Raw genomic sequence first — 19,363 nt, forward strand, 5'->3', positions numbered from 1 at the left:
GTCCTCTGTTCAATTTTCAAAGACCAATTTGATTTACCTGTTCAACAGGCACTTATTAATAATATCACTTGTTTTATATATTGTCAACACATTTATTCATGCGTCTTAACTCGTGACAAAAGTTATATTATCACGTATGGTTTAGAGGTATATTTTCATAATATGTCATTAGACTAAATTATTTTAGTAATTCTTTATTATTCATAAATATTCTAAGTAATACATATGTAGATACACCTGGTAGAGTATATGTTTACTTAATATTAACAGTTCTTTGCCATGAAAAAAGGAGGCTTATAAGCCTCCTTTTAAACTATTGTTTTCTTGTTAAAATTTGAAAAGTGAATCCAATTTGGGCTTCTTCATCAAATATATCTCTTTCTTCTTTTACAGTCCATTCTTTATCGCTAATGTGTGGGAAAAAGGTATCCCCCTCATATTCCTTGTGTATTCTTGATAGATATAGCTTTTGAGCATATGGGAGCAGAAGTCTGAATATCTCTCCTCCTCCTATAACAAAATATTCATCAGTATCTTCAATGTAAGGCTTCAGATCTTTTATACTTGTTAATATGACTACATCATTATTCTCAACCTTATAATTTGAGTCCCTGGTTAATATTATGTGTTTTCTTCCTTTGAGTACTCCTGGAAGAGACGCAAAGGTCTTTCTTCCCATAATAATAGTTCCGCCGTAAGTTATTTTCTTAAAGAGCTCTAAATCCTTTGGTATTCTCCAAATCAATCCGTTGTCTTTACCAATAACTCTGTTTTCAGCCACAGCTGCCACAAAACTAATCATTTAAACTGCCACCTCCATTTTTATAGCAGGATGATGCTTGTAATCTAATAATTTTATATCTTCTATAGTAAAATCATAAAAATCTTTTATCTCAGGGTTTATAAACAGCTTTGGTGATTCATAGGCTTCATCCCTTCTTGAAAGCTGAAGCTTCATTCCGTCTACCTGATTCTTATATATATGAGCATTATTTATTACATGGGTAAATAATCCCGGTTTCAAATTAGTTACTTGTGCTATAAGATGAACCAGTACAGCATATTGTGTCATATTAAAAGGAACTCCTAAAGGGATATCTCCACTTCTTTGAACTAGCATACAGTTTAATTTATCCCCGGTAACATCCCACATAGTCATAAAAGCACAGGGATAAAGAGATCCCCCTTCTAAATATGGAATTTGCCATAGGCTCATTATATGTCTTCTATTTTGAGGGTTTTCTTTTAAACCTTCAATTAAATTATCAATCTGGTTATATTTCTTTACTACATATCCATAGGAGGTTCCAATGGTACCATCATCTTTCATCCATTCATCCCAAATATGCACTCCTTCTTCCTGAAGCTTTTTGACATCATTGCTTTGATCTCTGTAAATCCATAACAATTCCTTTACCGCTGTTTTAAAACCTACATGTTTTGTCGTTAATATAGGAAACTCTTTTTGAAGGTCAAATCTAAAAATTTGATGAGGAAGTTTATATGTAGGAATACCTGTCCTATTCTCTTCTTCATAGTATCCATTATTTAATATATCTTCAACTACATTTAAATATTGACTATCTGCGTTATTCATTAAAATCCTCCCAAACATTAATTACTTACACTATTAATTATACCAAAAAAATAATATTTAAAAATACAATGTGTATTTCTAAATTATTAATTTTCGTTTTTATTCTCAAGTATTAATTAAATATTTCTTGATATATCTTTTATTATCAAAGATTACACTGAGCTTTTTACTAAAGTATGCCGAAAAACAAATTATATTACAATAGAAAATAAAAAAAAGCCCAATCCCCGTATGCAGGAAGGGCTTATAACCTACTTAATAGGGTTACCCTCTAGGTTTTCAAACTTTGGAGGAATTTCCTTATTCCCTCTGTTCTGAGATAAATTTTTTACAGCAACTCTTTTTCTTCCCTTATTATTGCCATTGTTAGTCTTATCCATAAAAATCTCTCCTTTCCTAGAGTTATTATTCCCCTAAACTATTTATTGATACAAACTCCTAATTAATTACTTACTCTTGTCCCCATTCTTGAAATCTATTAACAAGCATTCCATCAACTTCAACCTCTTCTAAAAACATTTTAAGCGGTCTAACCCACACTCCATATTCACCGTATAGAGCCTGATATACTACCATATCCTCAAGGGTTTCTGAATGTTTTGCCAAATGCAGAACCAAATACTCACCACCCTTAAAATGCTTGTACTTTTTCCCGGTTTCAATGTATTTTCACCGATATTTTTCATAATTTCTCCTTTATATCTCCTTAATTGTATATCTATATGTAAAATTTAAAACTTAGCAGATTCAGTAAACCTGCATTTAGGAAAGCTGCTACATCCATAAAACCTTCCCAGCTTCCCACTTCTCAGTATTAGTTTTGAGCCGCACTTTGGACATATTTCTCTTTTAACCTTTTCCCTTCTATCCTTTAAATTACTGTTAATGGTATCAATATGAAGTTTTCTATTTTCTTTATTATCTATATTCTTCGAAAGGAGTTTAGAATATATCCTTTCTTTAGTATAATTGTCTATAGTTACAGTATTGTAACTCATAATTACTTTTTTAAGCTTTGGAGTGTTTATTACATGGTCCCTGCCTTGAAACCTTAAATTGGCCTCCGGAGAAAAAGTTACCATTGAAATATAGTTTATGTCATCATTTTCTCCCAGAATTTCCTTTAAAGCCTGTATATGTCCATAGTTTTGTTTTAATGGATTGTAAAGCTTCTCCTTTCTATTATTAGAAAGCACCTGTGTCCAATAGCTGTCTCTTTCATTACCTATTATACATCCCTTATAATTCTTTGTTTCTATGACAAAAATGCCGTAATTTGATACAACAACATGATCTATCTGAGTGGTTTTATTTCCTGTTTTAAGCATTATGTTATTAATAATCTTATATTTATTATTGTCCAAAAAAGATAATACCAAAGCTACAGACATTTCTCCAGTCTTCCCTTTAATGCTAGGCTTAAATAAATCAAATATTAATTTTAGTATTACAATAAGTATTAAAAGCCAAGAATTTTTAATAATCACCAATATATCATCCACAATATTTACCTTCCTGTTTTCAAAATTAAAATTTATATTATATATTCCTCTATCCTATTAAGTTTTTTTCTTGAAACTCCATAAAAACTATATAAGGCATTATGGACTTAATCCTTTCAAAACCCCTATACCCAAAGCTTTTATCATAGTAATTAATAATAAGACTCAGTGCCGTTCCATGTGTACCTATTATAATATTTTCACCTCTGTGTCCTTCTAATATACTATTAAGGGCCTTAATGTTCCTTACCTGAACCTCTCTAAGGCACTCTCCATAATTGAGCTTATACTCAAAGTCCTCCCACTGAGACCTGCAAAAGGAATCAAAATCTTCAATCCATACATTATCAACCTTTCTTTCTCTTAAATCCTCTATAATCTCTATGGCCAATCCTGCTTTTTCTGTAAAAGGCTTTATTGTATCCATTGATCTTTTAAAGGGACTAGAATATGCCTTATATATTTCTTTGTCTAATAGAAACTCACGCACTTTTTCTGCATCCTTCTTTCCTTTTTCACTGAGAGGTCTTGTGAGGTCATCCTTTACTGAAAAATCAGGCAAGGCATGTCGTACAAAATAAATCCCTGTCATACTAAATCTCCTCCATTTTTTCTTATATATAATTAAATATTATCAAGTATATATGTTTTAACAAATTTAATAACTGTGCTAAACTATAAAATGAGGTGTTTAGCATGAAAAAATCAATACGAGTTGTTGGCGCAGTTATAGAAAATGAATATGGAGAAATACTCTGTGCCCTAAGATCTACAAAGATGGCTATGCCAAACCTATGGGAGTTTCCCGGAGGAAAAATTGAGAAGGATGAATCCATACAAGAAGCTATAGTTAGGGAGATAAAAGAGGAACTTAAATGCGATATCCAATTTATAGAAGTATTTAACGATAATACTCATGAATATGACACTTTTATAATAAATTTAATTACAGCAAAATGCAGAATAACAAAGGGCAATCCTACTGCCAGTGAACATGATAAGCTGCTTTGGCTGAGTAAGAAGAATTTATTATCTTTAAAATGGGCTCCTGCTGATATACCCGCAGTAAATCAGATATTAAAGGACTTATAATATCATAAAGTACATTATGCATATATTATAAGATTCATACATAGGAAAATAGGGTTGATTAGACAAATATCAGGCTTCTGCACTTTAAACCTACAAGTTAGAGGTGCAGAAGCCTGATTTATTTTTACCAAATTCCAAGGAATCTCTGCATAAACAAGCTTACCAGGGCAATGCTTACCCAACAGCATAAACCTAGTAAAATAGGTTTCCCGCCAGTTTTTACAAGTTTAATAAAATCTGTATTCAACCCTATGGCGGACATAGCCATGGTAATAAAAAATTTGCTTAACTGAGTTAATGATTTTGTAATATCCTGAGGAATACTAAAAGCGGTACTTATAATTGCTGCTATAACAAAATATAGTATAAACCATGGAAATATTCTACTAAGTTTTATCTCCTTTGAAGATGAACTCTTTTCATTAAAGGATCTATATAGGGCCAGTATTAAAGTTATTGGAATAATAGCAAGGGTTCTTGTGAGCTTTACTATGGTTGCATAATTCAGCGCAGTGTCACTTCCATTAAAATTCGCCCATGTTTGTCCAGCAGCAACCACTGATGAAGTATCATTGATTGCAGTACCAGCCCACATTCCAAAACCTATATCGCTAAATCCAAACCACCTTCCTAAAATAGGAAATATAAGTGCTGCAACCACATTAAAAAGAAATATAACAGATATTGCTTTAGCTACATCCTCATCATCTGCCGCTATAACCGGAGCAGTGGCTGCTACTGCAGAACCTCCACATATGGATGAACCAACCCCTATAAGGGTTGCAGCTTTTGAAGGGATATTAATCATTTTTGCAATAATAAATGATACGATTAAAGAAGTAGAAATAGTGGATAATATTATAGTCAATGACTGAGCTCCCACCTTATAAATCTCCATCATATTCATACCAAATCCTAAAAATACAATAGCCAGCTGAAGTATCTTTTTTGATGTAAAATTTATCCCCGGCCTATAACTCTCCTTTATGGGAAGGTATGCGGCAAATAATCCTAATAATATAGCAAATACCGGAGCACCGATTACAGGAAAAATTTTTCCCATATACCATGCAGGGAAGGCAATAGCCAAAGTTAATAAAATCCCCGGAGAAAATTTTTTAAAAATGCTCATATAATCACTTCTTTCAGAATTAATCTTTTGTAAAATATAATTTCAATTTAGTATATCCTATAAATTACCATTTGTACAGATTACTAAGTTTTAATATTATACCCTTAAAAATATATGCAGCAGCACCTTTTAGATGCTGCTGCATATTTTAAACCATTAACCTTCTATTTGCTTAAATACCAGTAATCCTTATTTGCTTCCATTAAATCATCAAGTACAGCCTTGGCCTTCTCAGGGTTAACCACGGTTCTATTAAGAGTTAATGCCTGAAGAGCTTTTGTATAGTCTTTTTCAAGGAAGGACTCTACAGTAAGCTTTTCATAAGCATGCTGACCCTCCATCAATCCTTTATAAAAAGGTTTTATATTTCCATACTTATAAGGATGTGCTCCATCTTTTCCCACTGTTCCAGCTACTTCTACTATAGCATCCTCGCTAAAGTTAGGTATTATATCAATATTTCTTCTCATAAGTATAAATTCATTATGCAAATCATAAGCAATGGACTCAGCCAGTTCTACCATCAAATCACCAAAGACACTGTTTGTTATAACTTCAATATCCTCTATTGAATCTGCTTCTACAGCCTTTGAACAGATTTCCCACACTTCTTTTTCTCTGCTGTCTTTAGCTTCATCTGCTCTTGTATAGTTAGGATCGCTTTCTGCAACTATCTCTTCAGGGAAGAAATAATATTGAAGATAAGTAGTAGGTATATATTCATCAAAGAATCCCATATATTTATTTACTCTTAAATAGGTATCCAGCCAGGATTTTGAACGCTGCTCCGCATTATAGGGCTTAAAGTCATAATCCCTTAAATAGGTTTTTAAGGTTTCAAAATAATCCTTACCATTAATATCCTTAAGCTGTGTAAACCATCCAAAATGATTTAATCCAAAATAGGTGGCTCTTAAAATGCTCTGCTCTACCCCAAGGATTTTTGCAAAGGACCTCATAAGAGAGTATGGCTGATCGCATAAATTTAAAATTCTTTTATCATCGGGAAACACCTTGTCTAATCCTAATGCTACAATAGCTGCTGGGTTTGTGTAGTTTAATATCCATGTATCCTTTGAATGCTTTCGCACCTGATTTACCATTTCAATCATGGCTCCCAAGGATCTCATTCCATAAGAGAAACCTCCTGGCCCGCAGGTTTCCTGCCCCACTAATCCATGTTTTAGAGGAATCTTTTCATCCAGGCTCCTCATTTCATTTTTTCCTACCCTCATCTGGCAGAACACAAAATCAGTATTCTCATATGCTGTGTCAGGGTCGGTGGTAAATATAACCTCAGTTTCGCTGGAATAAGTATTTAAAACCAGTCTTATATAAGCCTCCATCTTGGAGGTTCTTTCATCGTCAAGGTCATAAAATATAACCTTCTTTAACGGAAATCTATCCTTTAATTTGACTAAGCTTCCTACCAGTGCCGGAGTTCTGGCACTTCCTGCTCCTGTTATAGTAATTATATTGCTGCTTCTCATGTGTTTCCTCCTTATTATATTAAACCATTTAGGCTTTTATGCCCTTTGAAGTTCCTCATCCACTTCATTCCTTACAAACTCTACTAAAGGTCCATATACTATATGGATGTGCTTAGCTGCCGGGAAGAATACTCCTGTGCATCCTGAGGTTTCTAAAAGCTTACGGTCTACTAATTTAACATCATCTAAATCTATTCTTAAACGTGTTATACAATTGTCCACGTTTTTGATATTAGGTCTTCCGCCTAGAGCCTGTATTACTATTTTTGCTATCTCATTATACTTCTTTTCTTTTATAAGAGCGTTATCCAAAGATGGTGAATCTTCTCTTCCAGGGGTTTTTAAATCAAATTTTAAAATAGCCCATTTAAATACAAAGTAAGTAACCACTGCCAATATCAGGCCTATTAAAATAAAGCTTATCCAGTTTGTTTTTTCGTAAAGCAAGCCAAATATTGCAAAGTCAAATACAGTTCCTCTGATATATCCAATACCAACATTAGCAAAAGAAAGCGCTACTGCTCCCACTCCTATTATCACTGCATAAAGCAAATATAATAACGGTGCTATGAATACAAAGGAGAATTCAAGAGGCTCTGTGACATTACCAAGTAATGCTGTCAATATTAATGTAATCATTAAGGATTTAACCAGCTTTTTATTTTCCTTATAAGAGGTTTTGTACATAGCAAGTCCTATTGCAGGGAAAGCAAATAATGTACAAAGCATTTGCTGCTGAGCCATAAATCTTGTTAAGGATGGCATCATGCTCCAGTATTCGCTGTCTGGTCCCAGCTTAAATAATACCTGATTTAATGTAGGCACTACTCCTACGAAGGTTTCTCCATTTATAACATAGGTTCCCCCAGCTTCAGTAAATCTAAACAGAGCATTCCATAAATGATGAAGTCCAAAAGGAATAAATAATCTTTCTCCTGCAGCGGTAAAGAATGGTCCCACAGGACTTAAGAATACTACTGAAAGCTTAGTTAATAATGCTACTAAAACCTCCCATATAAATGGTACTGTCAACCCTATTGCCATCATTATTCCCATGGTAATAATAGGAACTGATTTTTTACCGGAGAAGAAAGCAAAAGCGATTGGAAGTTCAAGCTTATAGAATCTATCTGTAGCCCAAGCTGCAACTAAACCTGTAACTATACCTCCCAAAGCGTTTATGTTCATAGTTTGAATTCCTAATACCTTTATTTGTCCATACTGGCTCATTACAGCAGCATCTGCAAGCTTTCCTGTAACCACCAGCCAGGAATTCATAGAAATTATTAAGATAATATAACCTATAACCGACGCAAACACCGATATTCCTTTGTCTTTTTTAGACATACCATAAGCCACACCCATGGCAAACATCAGAGGTATGTTATCGAAAACCGCACCAGCTATAGTTCTTAAATTTACTAGTATAGTGTTTAAAATAGGGTTTCCTAAAAACGGAAACCTAGCGATCATATAGGATTGAACCAATGCGCCTGTAATACCTAGTATCATTCCAACAGGAGCCATAACGGCAATAGGCAGCAGCAAGGTTCTACCAAATCTTTGAATCTTTTGACTAAAATCCTTTGACATTCCTTTTCCCCCATAATCAAAATATAATTAGTATTTATGAATACGTTTTATAAAAGAGCACTCTTTCCAAGATTATTTTACATATAAAAAAATAATCTTACAATAATTCCAGAGAATACTATTTTCCTATATACAGGCTTAGGTCACCAAAAATGAACTAGGTCATAAAAAAATAACCCACCTTCATTGTGGGTTATTTTTATATTCCTTAATGGAATTAACAAGGATTTCAATTACTACAAACATACCAATTCTAGACAAGCTATCGTTATATTTTGTTTCTGTATCATCAGAAACACAGTGCAGGGTATAGTCGCTAAGTCTTGCCAGCTCATTATTTCCAAAGGAAGTAATGGATATTATCTTCACGCCCTTAACCTTTGCTATATTTGCTACTTCAAGTATTTTTTCTGTGCTTCCGGAAAGTGAAATTAAAACTACCACCTCGTCACTTTTAAGAGAGTTACTTACCAAAGTAAGGAGGTTGTAATCCTTAACAAATATGCATTTCACTCCAATGGTTAAAAGTAAATGATTCAGGTAATATCCTGCCGCTTTGCTTGTCCCTCTAGCAAAAACATAAACTGTACTTGCTTTTATAAGAGCTTCTGAAATCTTATTGTACTTTTCTACTTCTGTAATGGAGAAGGTTTTTTCTATATTTTCTTTTATATTATATTGAAGATCCTCAGCAAAATTACCTTTACTCTTTTCGTCTTTACTGGATTTTAAATAATACTTTAAATCAGAAAAGCCTTCAAATCCAAGCTTTTGTGCAAGATTTATAATAACGGTTTTAGAGGTATATGTCTTTTTTGCCAAATCGCTTATTTTCATTTTTGTTACTTCTTTTTCATTTTCATAAATATAAGTAAATACCTTCTGTTCACTGTTTGTTAACGAACTGAATTTCTTTGCTAAATTCTCCATTTAATCCCTACTCTCTGAAATTGTTATAAAAATATTACTTATAATTAATTTAATAGTTTTAAACTATGTCTTTTATAATATAGCGGATTATAATGTCGATTAAATATTATAATTATATATCAAAATTAGAAAATAATATATTTATAAATATACAAGTTATTATAAATATAAATTTTTAATAGCTTTTATAAATTCCTGCATATTAGGTTTATTAATTCTATTTTCAATTTTATCATTAATAATCTTTATACACCTTTCTGTATCTATTGTGTTTTTAAGAAACTTTGGTAAATTATCACCTATCATTTCATTTATTATAGTATCATCGAAGATTTGGTCCATTAATATTTGATCAGCATAATTAATTAGTTCCTTATTAATTAATTGGTTTCTAAAAACTATATCTAATATGTCAGCAAAAGAATTTAATTCATTAATATTAGTAATGTCATGTGGAATTATTTCTGTTTTTCTTAAAATGGAGGTTATTAATCTAAAATATATGGAAACGAATAATAAATTGGATGCCCTTTGCTTATCGTTATTTTTATGGTTTAGTGTATTATTACCGTAATATACTATTGCATAAGGAAATAAGTAGCACCTCGGATCAATTGGTGTTGAATCATTAAATGTTTCATCATAATATTTCCCACCAGGAACATAATCTCCAATACTTTTCGCTTTGGCAGGTTTGAGTAAAATTCCTGCTACATAGGCCTGTACTGATTCTTTCGCTATAATAGTATTCTTTTTTATAAAGTTTTTATCAAAAAGATAATTGTACTTTATATTCCCTTTAATCTTTGGTTTAGTAGTTTTTAAAATATCCGCATTTCTTTGAGTTTCATAATTATATCCGTAACCTTCAAATGCTTTTTTAAGTCCCTTATGAAAAGATTCTAAGGCAAAAAAATCCTTACCAGTTACAGCATTCTGGCTGTTTGTATACTTAGTAATAAATGTACGTTTATTATTTGTGTCTTTTATTATTTTTACTAATATTGTTCCTTCAACTTGATTTTGAACTTGTTTATCTTTAATACTATTCCATTCAGTAAAGATAACATTTGCTGTCTGACACCCATTAACAATTTGTGGTGTAGTGATTTCAAATCTAGACTCACTCTTTGCCTCATAATTGTCGCATACAATAGTTATACCATTATTATAATACCAAAAAGATTTAGGTGATTCCCTAAAAGTATCTACCATTTTTTTATTTATTTTTCCGCTCTTACCTAGAAAATTTCTAATATTTGAGTAATATAGATAGTCCTTATCTTTTTTAATAAAACGTGCAAGATTTTTTAAAGCTACCTCGGCTACTATTGTAGTGTGCTCTTTATTTTCAAAATATTTTTCTATTAAAAGTTCTGATTTTTTTCCTTGAAACTGACTAGGAATTGAGTTTGATAAATTATCAATATAATTAACCATCTCTGATATTCCCATTATTTTCATTCGACAGTTTTTACCACATCTTTCAGATACCGATTCTTCAAATTTCTTAACTTCATACTCAAAATTTTTTGCTATTATCATGTTATCGGTGATATAAAATAATTGAATATCATTAATATTATTCTCATTATCAAAAATAATTTCATGTACATCTTTAATTTTAGGTCCAAATGCACTTTCACTCCCTTCAAGAAGATTTGCCATTTTTGCAATAAAAGCATGAACATTATCTTCAGAATGAGATAAACCATATTTTGTTTGGATAACATGTAATGATGATTTATATACAAACGCTGCATCTATTCCTTTATCACCATTTCCATCAACAATTAAAACCCCAGTTTCACTAGAAATATCTTCCTCATCCAGTTCACTTTCAGCCTTATCAAAGATATTAAACAACACCCAATTTAAGAAATTCCTACCTTTTTCAACAGTATTACTGGTTTCACCAATATACTCCTTTATCTGACCATTTAGCTTTTCTTCTTTTAAATTCATTTAATACCCCTTCTCCTCAAAATATTATAAAATAAAACATATTAACTACATTATATATATTACCATAATTTGATAATAATTGTAATAAAAAATAGAAATCGTAGTTAATCCATAAACCTATCTACTTTTATAATTTTCCTAGTTTATTTCTATTAATAATTAAATTGAAAACAGCTTCCAATAAAGGAAGCTGTTTTCAAAAGAATTTTTATTTCATTATTCTGCAGATATCATTTGTAAATTCAACTGGATCGCTAACCTGAAGTCCTTCTATAAGCATCGCCTGATTATACAGAAGATTTGTGTATAAATCCAGCTTTTCCTTATCACTTTCATAAGCATTTTTTAAAGAATCGAACACATCATGATTAACATTGATTTCAAGAATCTTATCTGCTTTTATATCCTGTCCGTTAGGCATTGCTCTAAGTATTTTTTCCATTTCTATGGACAGCTCGCCGTCATTAGAAAAGCAAACAGGATGCTGCTTTAACCTTTTAGAGGCCCTTACGTCCTTAACTTTGTCCTTAAGCACATTTTTCATATAGTCGAATAGCTCTTTGTTTTCCTTTTCCTCAGCCTCATCTTCCTTTTTATCCTCAGGAGTATCTATTCCCAGGTCGCTGCTGGATACGGATTTAAACTCTTTTTCTTTGTAGCTCATTAATATCTTTATTGCAAATTCATCAATATCCTCTGTGAAGTAAAGTATTTCATAACCTTTCTCCGCTACAAGCTCTGTCTGTGGAAGCTTTTCTATCCTTTCTACAGAATCTCCTACTGCATAATAAATATATTTCTGTTCTTCAGGCATTCTGGATATATACTCGTCTAAAGTAACTAATTTCTTTTCTGTTGAAGAATAGAACATCAAAAGATCTTGAAGCATATCTTTATTGCTTCCAAAGTCATTATATATTCCAAATTTCAACTGTCTTCCAAAGGATTTGTAGAATTTTTCATATTTCTCTCTATCCTTCTTCATAAGGTCTAAAAGTTCACTTTTGATTTTATTTTTAATATTTTTTGCTATAAGCTTTAACTGTCTGTCATGCTGAAGCATCTCTCTTGAAATATTTAAAGATAAATCCTCAGAATCCACCATTCCCTTCACGAAGCTGAAGTAGTCAGGAAGAAGATCTGCACATTTATTCATTATAAGTATCCCGTTTGAATAAAGCTCTAAGCCTTTTTCATATTCCTTTGAATAATAATCAAAGGGTATAGCTTCCGGTATAAATAATATAGAATTATATCTAACCGCTCCATCAGCTATTATGTGAATGTGCTTTACCGGCTTATCGTAGCCATAATGCTTTTCTGAATAGAACTTCTCATAATCTTCAGAAGTAAGCTCGCTTTTATTTTTTCTCCAGATGGGAACCATACTGTTAATGGTCTTTTCTTCTATAATGTCTTCGTACTCATCTTCTGTGCCTTCTTTAAGCCTGTTTTCTTTTATATCCATTTTTATAGGGTATCTTATGAAATCTGAATATTTTTTAATGATACCCTTCAATCTATATTCTTCAAGATATTCATCATATTTTTCATCTTCAGTATTTTCTTTTATCTTTAATATAATTTCTGTGCCTACTGTTTCCTTTTCATAAGGTTCTATGGTATAACCCTCTGCTCCGCTGGACTCCCATTTATATGCTTCAGGGCTTCCCAAAGCCTTACTTATAACAGTAACCCTGTCAGCTACCATAAATGCAGCATAAAAGCCTACTCCAAATTGACCTATAATATCATAACCGTCTTTTAAGTCATTTTCTTTTTTAAAGGCTAAGGAACCGCTTTTTGCAATAACACCCAGATTGTTTTCTAATTCTTCCTTAGTCATACCTATACCGGTATCTGTAATTTTTAAAACCCTATTGTCCTTATCTGCTGAAATTTTTATAAAATAGCTGTCCCTGTCAAAAGTAAGGGATTCATCTGTGAGAGCCTTATAATAAATTTTATCTATGGCATCGCTTGCATTGGAGATAAGCTCTCTTAAAAATATCTCCTTATGAGTGTAAATGGAGTTAATCATTAAATCTAAAAGTCTTTTAGATTCAGCTTTAAATTCTTTTGTTTCCATAAATTTCTCTCCTTTCACAAATAAAAACTACGCATACAAAAATAGGCGTAGCAGAAATATTAACTTCATTGTTAGCACTCTACAACTCAGAGTGCTAATCCATAACTTTTATATATCACATTGAAAACATCATGTCAATAAGCTTACAACCTTAAAAACACAAGATAATATCTTCTAAATTAATCCAATAAGCCTTAAGCGCCTTAATTTGAAAAAAACTTCTTCTTTTCAGCAATCTACATTTTGGTTATTTTATAGTAATCCATTTTGCTTTTCTCTACAAACCCGCAGGATTTGTAAAGACTTAAAGCTTTATTATTAGCAGCTAAAACCTGAAGCACAATTTTTTTAACATTTTTTTCTCTAAGCTTATCTATAGATAGATTTACAACCTCTCTTCCGAAGCCTCTACCCCTGTATTCAGGCAGAATACCCAATCCATAAATTCCCCCTTCCTCTTCCGTTATCCCTAAATGAACCTTACCGATTATATCACCTTTAAACTCAGCTATATATATGGTGGTTCCACACTTTTCCTCTTCCTCAGGTATTATATTATTCTCTTCATTTACTTCCATGTTAAAATATATAGAATTCTGCCTTGCAATTTCTTTACTATCGTTATTGTATGCTTTTCTAAGCACTATATCTTCCTTATTTTCTCTTTCCTTTGGTGAGCTTTCTAAAACCATGTTATATTCCGTACTATCATATAATGCTTCTCTTGCTTTTATAAAGGCCTTACCGGAAGAGGAACTGCTATCTGTTAACAATAACATTTCATGTATACTCCTCTTTTTCCATTCATCCTCTGCAAGTGTCAATAATTTTGTAAAAATCCCTCTTCTTCTATAATCAGGGTGGACCATTCCATTAATCTCAAGTGCTTTTCCACCAAAATAACAGATTCCTAAATATCCTACAAGAGTGCTGCCGTAAAAACACATAAACTCATTTATATCCTTTAATTTATCCTTTAATTTATCCTTTAATTTATCCTTTAATTTATCCTTTAATTTATCCTTTTTAACTTCTCCCCTTTTAAGCTTATAATCCAATTCCAATTTCAGCTCTACATTATCAGCTTCTGTGCAAGTTTTTTCAAGTTCATTTATAAAATCATAATCATTCTTATCAAGAGTTTCTTTTAAAACAATATGAAATCCATTTATTCCTTCCAAATTAATTATTCTCCTTTTTAATTTTATTTTATATTAAATTATATGAGATTTATATAAAACTTTTAACTTATAAATATATCTTTATAAAAAATCACAGTATTAAAACATTTTAATACTGTGATAAAATATATTATCTGTTGAAGAAGCTTAAAGCAAGAGATATAAGCACAAAGGACATTAAAAGAGGAGTAATATATTTAATGCATATTGCAAAGAAACTTTTTCCAATAAATTTATTACCTTCTAAAGTTATTTCATTTTCCATATACCCTAGACCTATTTTCCATCCCATTAATAAGCTCATAAACACAGCAGCTAAAGGCATCATTATCCCTTCTGAAAGAAAATCATAAAAATCCAGCCAGCATAACCCCAGAGGCTGATACATACCTGAGGAACCCAATGCATCTAAAGCAACCGGAATACCAAATATTATAACCGCTGTCCCTACTATAGCAGTAACCATTCTTCTGTTTCCGGATTTACCCATTTCTAAACGGGTATCAATAAAATGGGCACAGGCCACTTCTAAAAGAGATACTGAAGAGGTAAGTGCAGCAAAAAGTGCCAGCATGTAAAATATAAAACCTAATATTAATCCAATATATCCCATGCTGTTAAAAACTTCATGAAGAGTCTGGAATAACAAGCTTGGTCCACTTGCAGGATCAAGGCCTTTGGCAAATACAGCGGGAAGTATAGCAAAACCTGCCATTAGTGCAAATACTGTATCTGCAATGGGTATTATAAAGGCATTTTTTACGATATTTTCTTTTTTAGATAAATATGAACCATAGGTTATCAAGCATCCCATTCCTAAGGACAGAGAAAAGAGCATCTGTCCTCCTGCAGCTCTAACCGCTTTGAAAAAGTTAAATTCCGCTCCTGAGAAACTGAACATAAACTTAATTCCATCAACAGATCCAGGAAGGGTAACGCTTCTTACTATGACTACTAAAAGCATAACTAAAAGAGAAGGCATGGCTATCTTGTTAAAATTCTCAATACCCTTGTTTACTCCTCCCATAACAATCCCTATGGTTATAACCATAAATAAAATATGATAGGTTATAGAGGTAACAGGATTACTGAAAACGCTGGCAAAGTATTCTGCTCCCCCTACTCCTTTAAAAGAATTGTTTCCAAATATGTTAAGAATAAAATCTACCATATACTTTATTACATATCCTCCAATGGTGCTGTAGAAGGATAATATAACAAAAGCGGAAAGCACTCCCATCCATCCTATAAACTTATATTGCTTCCCTATTTGAGCAAAAGCTAAAACAGGACTTTTACCAGTTTTACGTCCTAGAGACATTTCTATGCTCATAATAATAATTCCACAAAAAGCTACCAGCATCAGGTAAATCAGAAGAAAAGCAAAGCCTCCATTTGCCCCCATCTTATATGGAAAGCCCCATAGATTCCCAAGACCTACTGCAGACCCTATAGCAGCCATGAGAAATCCTAAATTTGATCCCCATTGCCCTCTTTTATTTTCCATGAATAATACCCCCTAATTTTAATCACTCATTTAAACGTTTTCAAAAATTGAACTAAACAAAGCTTATTAATTTGATAAATTAAAACTACAACCTCCCTAAAAATCTTTTTTATAACATTTATGTAATAAATTATATATTATTTTAGCATACTTGTAAATAATTGTTAAATTAATTAAATATTTAACAATTATTTTAAAGATTTAACAAAAAAGATGAAGCCCATTATACAGCTTCATCCTTTATATTGCTCTAATTATATATTAAAACTTATAAAATTCATTGTTAGCATAAAATAAATAATTAGGAGTTTTATACTATAAATAGTTATTTATTTATCATTTTATTTTAAAGCTAATTTTAATATTAATAATATTCTATACTATTTAATATTAATTTCTATTCTTATGCTTAAGATAGTAGAAAACAGGAAGCCCTGCTAAGGTAATTCCCATCCCAACGAAGGAATTCACAGGATTACTGAATATTGTACTAATAAGTATGTAAAGCCCACCTGATATTCCTATTATAGGCGTTACCGGATATAAAGGAACCTTGTATGCCCTTTTAGTGTCAGAACGTTTTTTCCTCAAAATAAAAACTCCGAAAACCCCCATGGTGAAGAATATCCACAGTACGAATATAAGAAGATCCGTTAATGTGTTAAAGCTTCCTGAAAATATATATATTACCGCAAGTACACTTTGAAGGATAAGTGCATTTGCCGGTGTACCTAATTTAGGATGAACCTTCCCAACTACATTACTGAATGGAAACTGATTTTTTTCTCCCATTGCTTGAGGCACCCTGGCTGCCGTCATTAAATATCCATTTAAAGAGCCAAAAACCGATACCATAATACCTGCGGTTATAAATGCAGCACCGCCGCTTCCAAATAAAGCTACAGCCGCATCTGCTCCTGGAGTTTTTGAGGAAACTATAACTTCATAGGGAAGAACCTTAAAGATTGCAATATTAAATAATGCATATACAATAATAACAAAAAGCACTCCCATAGATATCACCTTAGGAAGATTTTTTTCAGGATTTTTTATTTCCCCTGCCATGTTAGTAACTCCTATCCATCCGTCATAAGCCCATAGAGTCCCTAAAATAGCTGCTCCAAAACCTGCACTGCTAACTGAGGCTTCTACCGCTGAAAACCCTGGAGAGGCTTTTGACAGTACCCCAAAAGCTATAATAGCAGCCACAGGAATTAATTTACCTATAGTTGCAAGGGTTTGAATTATACCTCCATATTTTGTGGATATAATGTTCATAGCCAGTATAAATCCCAATATTCCTATGGCAAGAAGCTTCTGCTGAGTACCATTCATAGAAATGAAAAATCCTGCATAGGTAGCAAATGCAATAGCCTGTGCTGCCACTGACGCAGGATAGGATATTATAGCCTGTACCCATCCTAAAAGAAATCCAGTTACTTCGCCATAAAGCTCCTCAAGATAGATATATAATCCTCCTGATTTTGGTATGGCGGAAGCTATTTCAGCTACTGACAGTGCAGAAGCAAGGGTGATAACTCCTCCTGCTATCCAGGCAAGGAGGCTTCTTATAGGTGATCCTGCATTATTTAATACAATCCCCGGCTTAAGAAATATTCCCGATCCGATAATCATACCCACCACAATGGCTAAAGCTTCTATAAAGGTTATAGACTTCTTCAATGTACTTTTCTCCATAATCTCTCATCCCCTGTTTATTTCTAATTATTTTATCTTTAGTGCTTAAATTATAAAATGACCAATTCAGATTACCATAATAAAGGTTATTTTACAATAAATCTCTTAATAAAAATTTGTTAAATATTAATGTTCTAAACTTTGCCTTTCTTATATTTAACAGGTGAAAGGCGTTTTTCCTTCTTAAAACACTGATAAAAAGCCGAGAGACTATGAAATCCGCACATAAAAGCTATATTAATCACAGTAAGCTCTGTAGTCTTTAATAGTTCAGCGGCTTTTTCTATCCTTATTCTACTTAAGTATTCCTTGGGAGTAGCGCCAACCTCCTGCTTAAAAATCCTTATTAAATGATTGGTACTTATAGGAAGCTTAGCTATTTCCTTTTCTATCTCTTTACTGTCATTATAATTATTAAAATATATATACTTTGCTTTTTCAATTATATTGAATATTGGATTATACTCAATCAAATCCGGCCTGCATCTTTTACAGGGTCTTAAGCCGTACTTAAGAGCAGATTCTATATTTTCAAAAAAAATTACATTTTCCTTTAAAGGAGTTTTAGAATTACAGGAGGGTCTGCAGAAGATTCCTGTAGTTGTTACTCCATAATAAAATAACCCATCGTAGACTTTATCGCATCTAATTACTGCCTTCCACTTTTCTCTTAAGGTGATTTTCATTTTCTCACATCCATATTTTTATAGATATAACGCTTATAATACTAAAAGCTTTAATATCCCTTTATCCCTCTGCAGATAAAGCCCAAAGATACAATGAAGCCACGGAGCCGTAGGGAGAATACCTCTTTTTATATCTGTTAAATCTTGTTTTGTCCATTGTTTTATGATGATAAAGCTTCATCAAGCCTCTACGTATGGCGAGATCTCCATAACTTAGCACATCAAGCCTTCCCATAGAAAATATCATAAGCATTTCAGCAGTCCATACACCAATACCTTTAATAGAGCAAAGTTTAGCACATACTTCTTCATCCTTCATGTTTTTTAATTCCTCTAAATCAAGCCCACCTGCTTCAATGGTATCAGCTAGACTTTTTATATATAAGGCTTTTTTCATACTTATTCCGCATTTTTGTATATCCTCCGCAGAAGTATTAAAAATCATCTGAGGAGTAACTGAATTAAATTTTTCTGTAAATCTCCTCCATACCGTAGCCGCTGCTTTATTTGATATCTGCTGCCCTACAATGCTCTTTATCAAGGCTTTAAATAAATCCGAGTCTGTTTCTCTTTCAATGATTCCTATCCTGTCAATAAGCTCTCCAAGTTTTTTATCCTTGCTCTTTAAATATTCTATCTCTATATTTCCATACTTAAATATTTCCATATTTTTTCTCCAAATTCAAAAGGTACTTTTTAACTTCTAATCCTCCTAAATATCCTGTAAGCATTCCATTTGCTCCAATAACCCTGTGGCAGGGTATAAAAATAGGAATAGGGTTTCTGTTATTAGCAAGCCCCACTGCCCTGGAGGCTTTAGGCTGCGCTATTATCCCCGCTACCTCACCATAGGTTTTTATAATCCCATAGGGTATTTCCTCTAAAGCCCTCCATACCTTCC

The 19,363-nt window shown here is 32.4% G+C and carries 19 protein-coding genes; 1 reads left to right on the forward strand and 18 read right to left on the reverse strand.

Annotated elements, in window-relative coordinates; all coding sequences use genetic code 11:
• Nucleotides 1–313 precede the first annotated feature (313 nt).
• The 6 genes from TA89_RS07850 to TA89_RS07870 form a co-directional block, all read right to left on the reverse strand.
• Complete coding sequence (locus tag TA89_RS07850; protein ID WP_040212314.1) at nt 314–802, reverse strand: dihydrofolate reductase; 489 nt, start codon at nt 800–802, stop codon at nt 314–316.
• Complete coding sequence (locus TA89_RS07855; RefSeq protein WP_040212315.1) at nt 803–1,597, reverse strand: thymidylate synthase; 795 nt, start codon at nt 1,595–1,597, stop codon at nt 803–805. It abuts the gene before it with no gap.
• A 251-nt stretch (nt 1,598–1,848) separates the two neighbouring features.
• Nucleotides 1,849–1,977 (reverse strand): clostri-philic family protein, encoded by a 129-nt coding sequence (locus tag TA89_RS19035; RefSeq protein ID WP_278246219.1) that lies wholly within the window; start codon nt 1,975–1,977, stop codon nt 1,849–1,851.
• Between the two features lie 70 nt (nt 1,978–2,047).
• The gene (locus TA89_RS07860) at nt 2,048–2,203 is read right to left on the reverse strand and encodes a DUF1653 domain-containing protein (RefSeq protein WP_479723473.1); all 156 of its coding nucleotides are present in this window, start codon (nt 2,201–2,203) and stop codon (nt 2,048–2,050) included.
• 125 nt (nt 2,204–2,328) lie between these two features.
• Nucleotides 2,329–3,099, reverse strand: a complete 771-nt coding sequence (locus TA89_RS07865; RefSeq protein ID WP_082023878.1) for an NERD domain-containing protein — start codon at nt 3,097–3,099, stop codon at nt 2,329–2,331.
• 49 nt (nt 3,100–3,148) lie between these two features.
• Complete coding sequence (locus TA89_RS07870; RefSeq protein ID WP_040212317.1) at nt 3,149–3,691, reverse strand: histidine phosphatase family protein; 543 nt, start codon at nt 3,689–3,691, stop codon at nt 3,149–3,151.
• A 104-nt stretch (nt 3,692–3,795) separates the two neighbouring features.
• Between TA89_RS07870 and TA89_RS07875 the strand changes: the two genes are divergently transcribed.
• Nucleotides 3,796–4,191: a (deoxy)nucleoside triphosphate pyrophosphohydrolase gene (locus TA89_RS07875; RefSeq protein WP_040212318.1), complete on the forward strand. Its 396-nt coding sequence runs from the start codon at nt 3,796–3,798 to the stop codon at nt 4,189–4,191.
• 124 nt (nt 4,192–4,315) lie between these two features.
• Here TA89_RS07875 and TA89_RS07880 read toward each other — a convergent pair whose 3' ends face one another.
• From TA89_RS07880 to TA89_RS07935, 12 genes are all read right to left on the reverse strand, one after another.
• Nucleotides 4,316–5,323 (reverse strand): YeiH family protein, encoded by a 1,008-nt coding sequence (locus TA89_RS07880; RefSeq protein ID WP_040212320.1) that lies wholly within the window; start codon nt 5,321–5,323, stop codon nt 4,316–4,318.
• Nucleotides 5,324–5,487: 164 nt separating this feature from the next.
• Nucleotides 5,488–6,813, reverse strand: coding sequence for a family 4 glycosyl hydrolase (locus tag TA89_RS07885; RefSeq protein WP_040212321.1), 1,326 nt, complete (start codon nt 6,811–6,813; stop codon nt 5,488–5,490).
• Between the two features lie 36 nt (nt 6,814–6,849).
• Complete coding sequence (locus tag TA89_RS07890) at nt 6,850–8,406, reverse strand: PTS transporter subunit EIIC (protein ID WP_040212322.1); 1,557 nt, start codon at nt 8,404–8,406, stop codon at nt 6,850–6,852.
• 183 nt (nt 8,407–8,589) lie between these two features.
• Nucleotides 8,590–9,336 carry a MurR/RpiR family transcriptional regulator gene (locus tag TA89_RS07895; RefSeq protein WP_040212324.1) on the reverse strand — a complete coding sequence of 249 codons (747 nt, stop codon included), beginning with the start codon at nt 9,334–9,336 and terminating at the stop codon, nt 8,590–8,592.
• A gap of 159 nt (nt 9,337–9,495) precedes the next feature.
• Nucleotides 9,496–11,301 carry an AIPR family protein gene (locus TA89_RS07900; RefSeq protein WP_040212326.1) on the reverse strand — a complete coding sequence of 602 codons (1,806 nt, stop codon included), beginning with the start codon at nt 11,299–11,301 and terminating at the stop codon, nt 9,496–9,498.
• A 208-nt stretch (nt 11,302–11,509) separates the two neighbouring features.
• Nucleotides 11,510–13,390, reverse strand: coding sequence for a molecular chaperone HtpG (gene htpG, locus TA89_RS07905; RefSeq protein ID WP_040212327.1), 1,881 nt, complete (start codon nt 13,388–13,390; stop codon nt 11,510–11,512).
• Between the two features lie 236 nt (nt 13,391–13,626).
• Nucleotides 13,627–14,571, reverse strand: coding sequence for a GNAT family N-acetyltransferase (locus TA89_RS07910; RefSeq protein ID WP_040212330.1), 945 nt, complete (start codon nt 14,569–14,571; stop codon nt 13,627–13,629).
• Between the two features lie 130 nt (nt 14,572–14,701).
• Complete coding sequence (locus TA89_RS07915) at nt 14,702–16,078, reverse strand: sodium-dependent transporter (RefSeq protein WP_040212332.1); 1,377 nt, start codon at nt 16,076–16,078, stop codon at nt 14,702–14,704.
• A gap of 390 nt (nt 16,079–16,468) precedes the next feature.
• Nucleotides 16,469–17,776: an APC family permease gene (locus tag TA89_RS07920; RefSeq protein ID WP_040212333.1), complete on the reverse strand. Its 1,308-nt coding sequence runs from the start codon at nt 17,774–17,776 to the stop codon at nt 16,469–16,471.
• A 134-nt stretch (nt 17,777–17,910) separates the two neighbouring features.
• On the reverse strand, nt 17,911–18,462 hold the full coding sequence (locus TA89_RS07925) for a bifunctional transcriptional activator/DNA repair enzyme AdaA (protein ID WP_040212336.1): 552 nt from the start codon (nt 18,460–18,462) through the stop codon (nt 17,911–17,913).
• Between the two features lie 61 nt (nt 18,463–18,523).
• On the reverse strand, nt 18,524–19,129 hold the full coding sequence (locus tag TA89_RS07930) for a DNA-3-methyladenine glycosylase family protein (protein ID WP_040212338.1): 606 nt from the start codon (nt 19,127–19,129) through the stop codon (nt 18,524–18,526).
• The coding region (locus TA89_RS07935) for a methylated-DNA--[protein]-cysteine S-methyltransferase (RefSeq protein ID WP_040212339.1) at nt 19,116–19,363 on the reverse strand (248 nt) is incomplete at its 5' end. The genes TA89_RS07935 and TA89_RS07930, both read right to left, overlap by 14 nt.

The organism is Clostridium polynesiense, assembly GCF_000820705.1.
GTDB classification, from domain to species: Bacteria; Bacillota; Clostridia; order Clostridiales; family Clostridiaceae; genus Clostridium_AA; species Clostridium_AA polynesiense.

Excerpts from the sequence above, each read along its gene's own strand:
- TA89_RS07900 (WP_040212326.1), bottom strand. The coding sequence starts at position 11,301 with ATGAATTTAAAAGAAGAAAAGCTAAATGGTCAGATAAAGGAGTATATT.
- TA89_RS07875 (WP_040212318.1), top strand. The coding sequence starts at position 3,796 with ATGAAAAAATCAATACGAGTTGTTGGCGCAGTTATAGAAAATGAATAT.
- TA89_RS07870 (WP_040212317.1), bottom strand. The coding sequence starts at position 3,691 with ATGACAGGGATTTATTTTGTACGACATGCCTTGCCTGATTTTTCAGTA.
- TA89_RS07920 (WP_040212333.1), bottom strand. The coding sequence starts at position 17,776 with ATGGAGAAAAGTACATTGAAGAAGTCTATAACCTTTATAGAAGCTTTA.
- TA89_RS19035 (WP_278246219.1), bottom strand. The coding sequence starts at position 1,977 with ATGGATAAGACTAACAATGGCAATAATAAGGGAAGAAAAAGAGTTGCT.
- TA89_RS07915 (WP_040212332.1), bottom strand. The coding sequence starts at position 16,078 with ATGGAAAATAAAAGAGGGCAATGGGGATCAAATTTAGGATTTCTCATG.
- TA89_RS07895 (WP_040212324.1), bottom strand. The coding sequence starts at position 9,336 with ATGGAGAATTTAGCAAAGAAATTCAGTTCGTTAACAAACAGTGAACAG.
- TA89_RS07880 (WP_040212320.1), bottom strand. The coding sequence starts at position 5,323 with ATGAGCATTTTTAAAAAATTTTCTCCGGGGATTTTATTAACTTTGGCT.
- TA89_RS07890 (WP_040212322.1), bottom strand. The coding sequence starts at position 8,406 with ATGTCAAAGGATTTTAGTCAAAAGATTCAAAGATTTGGTAGAACCTTG.
- TA89_RS07925 (WP_040212336.1), bottom strand. The coding sequence starts at position 18,462 with ATGAAAATCACCTTAAGAGAAAAGTGGAAGGCAGTAATTAGATGCGAT.
- htpG (WP_040212327.1), bottom strand. The coding sequence starts at position 13,390 with ATGGAAACAAAAGAATTTAAAGCTGAATCTAAAAGACTTTTAGATTTA.
- TA89_RS07850 (WP_040212314.1), bottom strand. The coding sequence starts at position 802 with ATGATTAGTTTTGTGGCAGCTGTGGCTGAAAACAGAGTTATTGGTAAA.
- TA89_RS07930 (WP_040212338.1), bottom strand. The coding sequence starts at position 19,129 with ATGGAAATATTTAAGTATGGAAATATAGAGATAGAATATTTAAAGAGC.
- TA89_RS07855 (WP_040212315.1), bottom strand. The coding sequence starts at position 1,597 with ATGAATAACGCAGATAGTCAATATTTAAATGTAGTTGAAGATATATTA.
- TA89_RS07885 (WP_040212321.1), bottom strand. The coding sequence starts at position 6,813 with ATGAGAAGCAGCAATATAATTACTATAACAGGAGCAGGAAGTGCCAGA.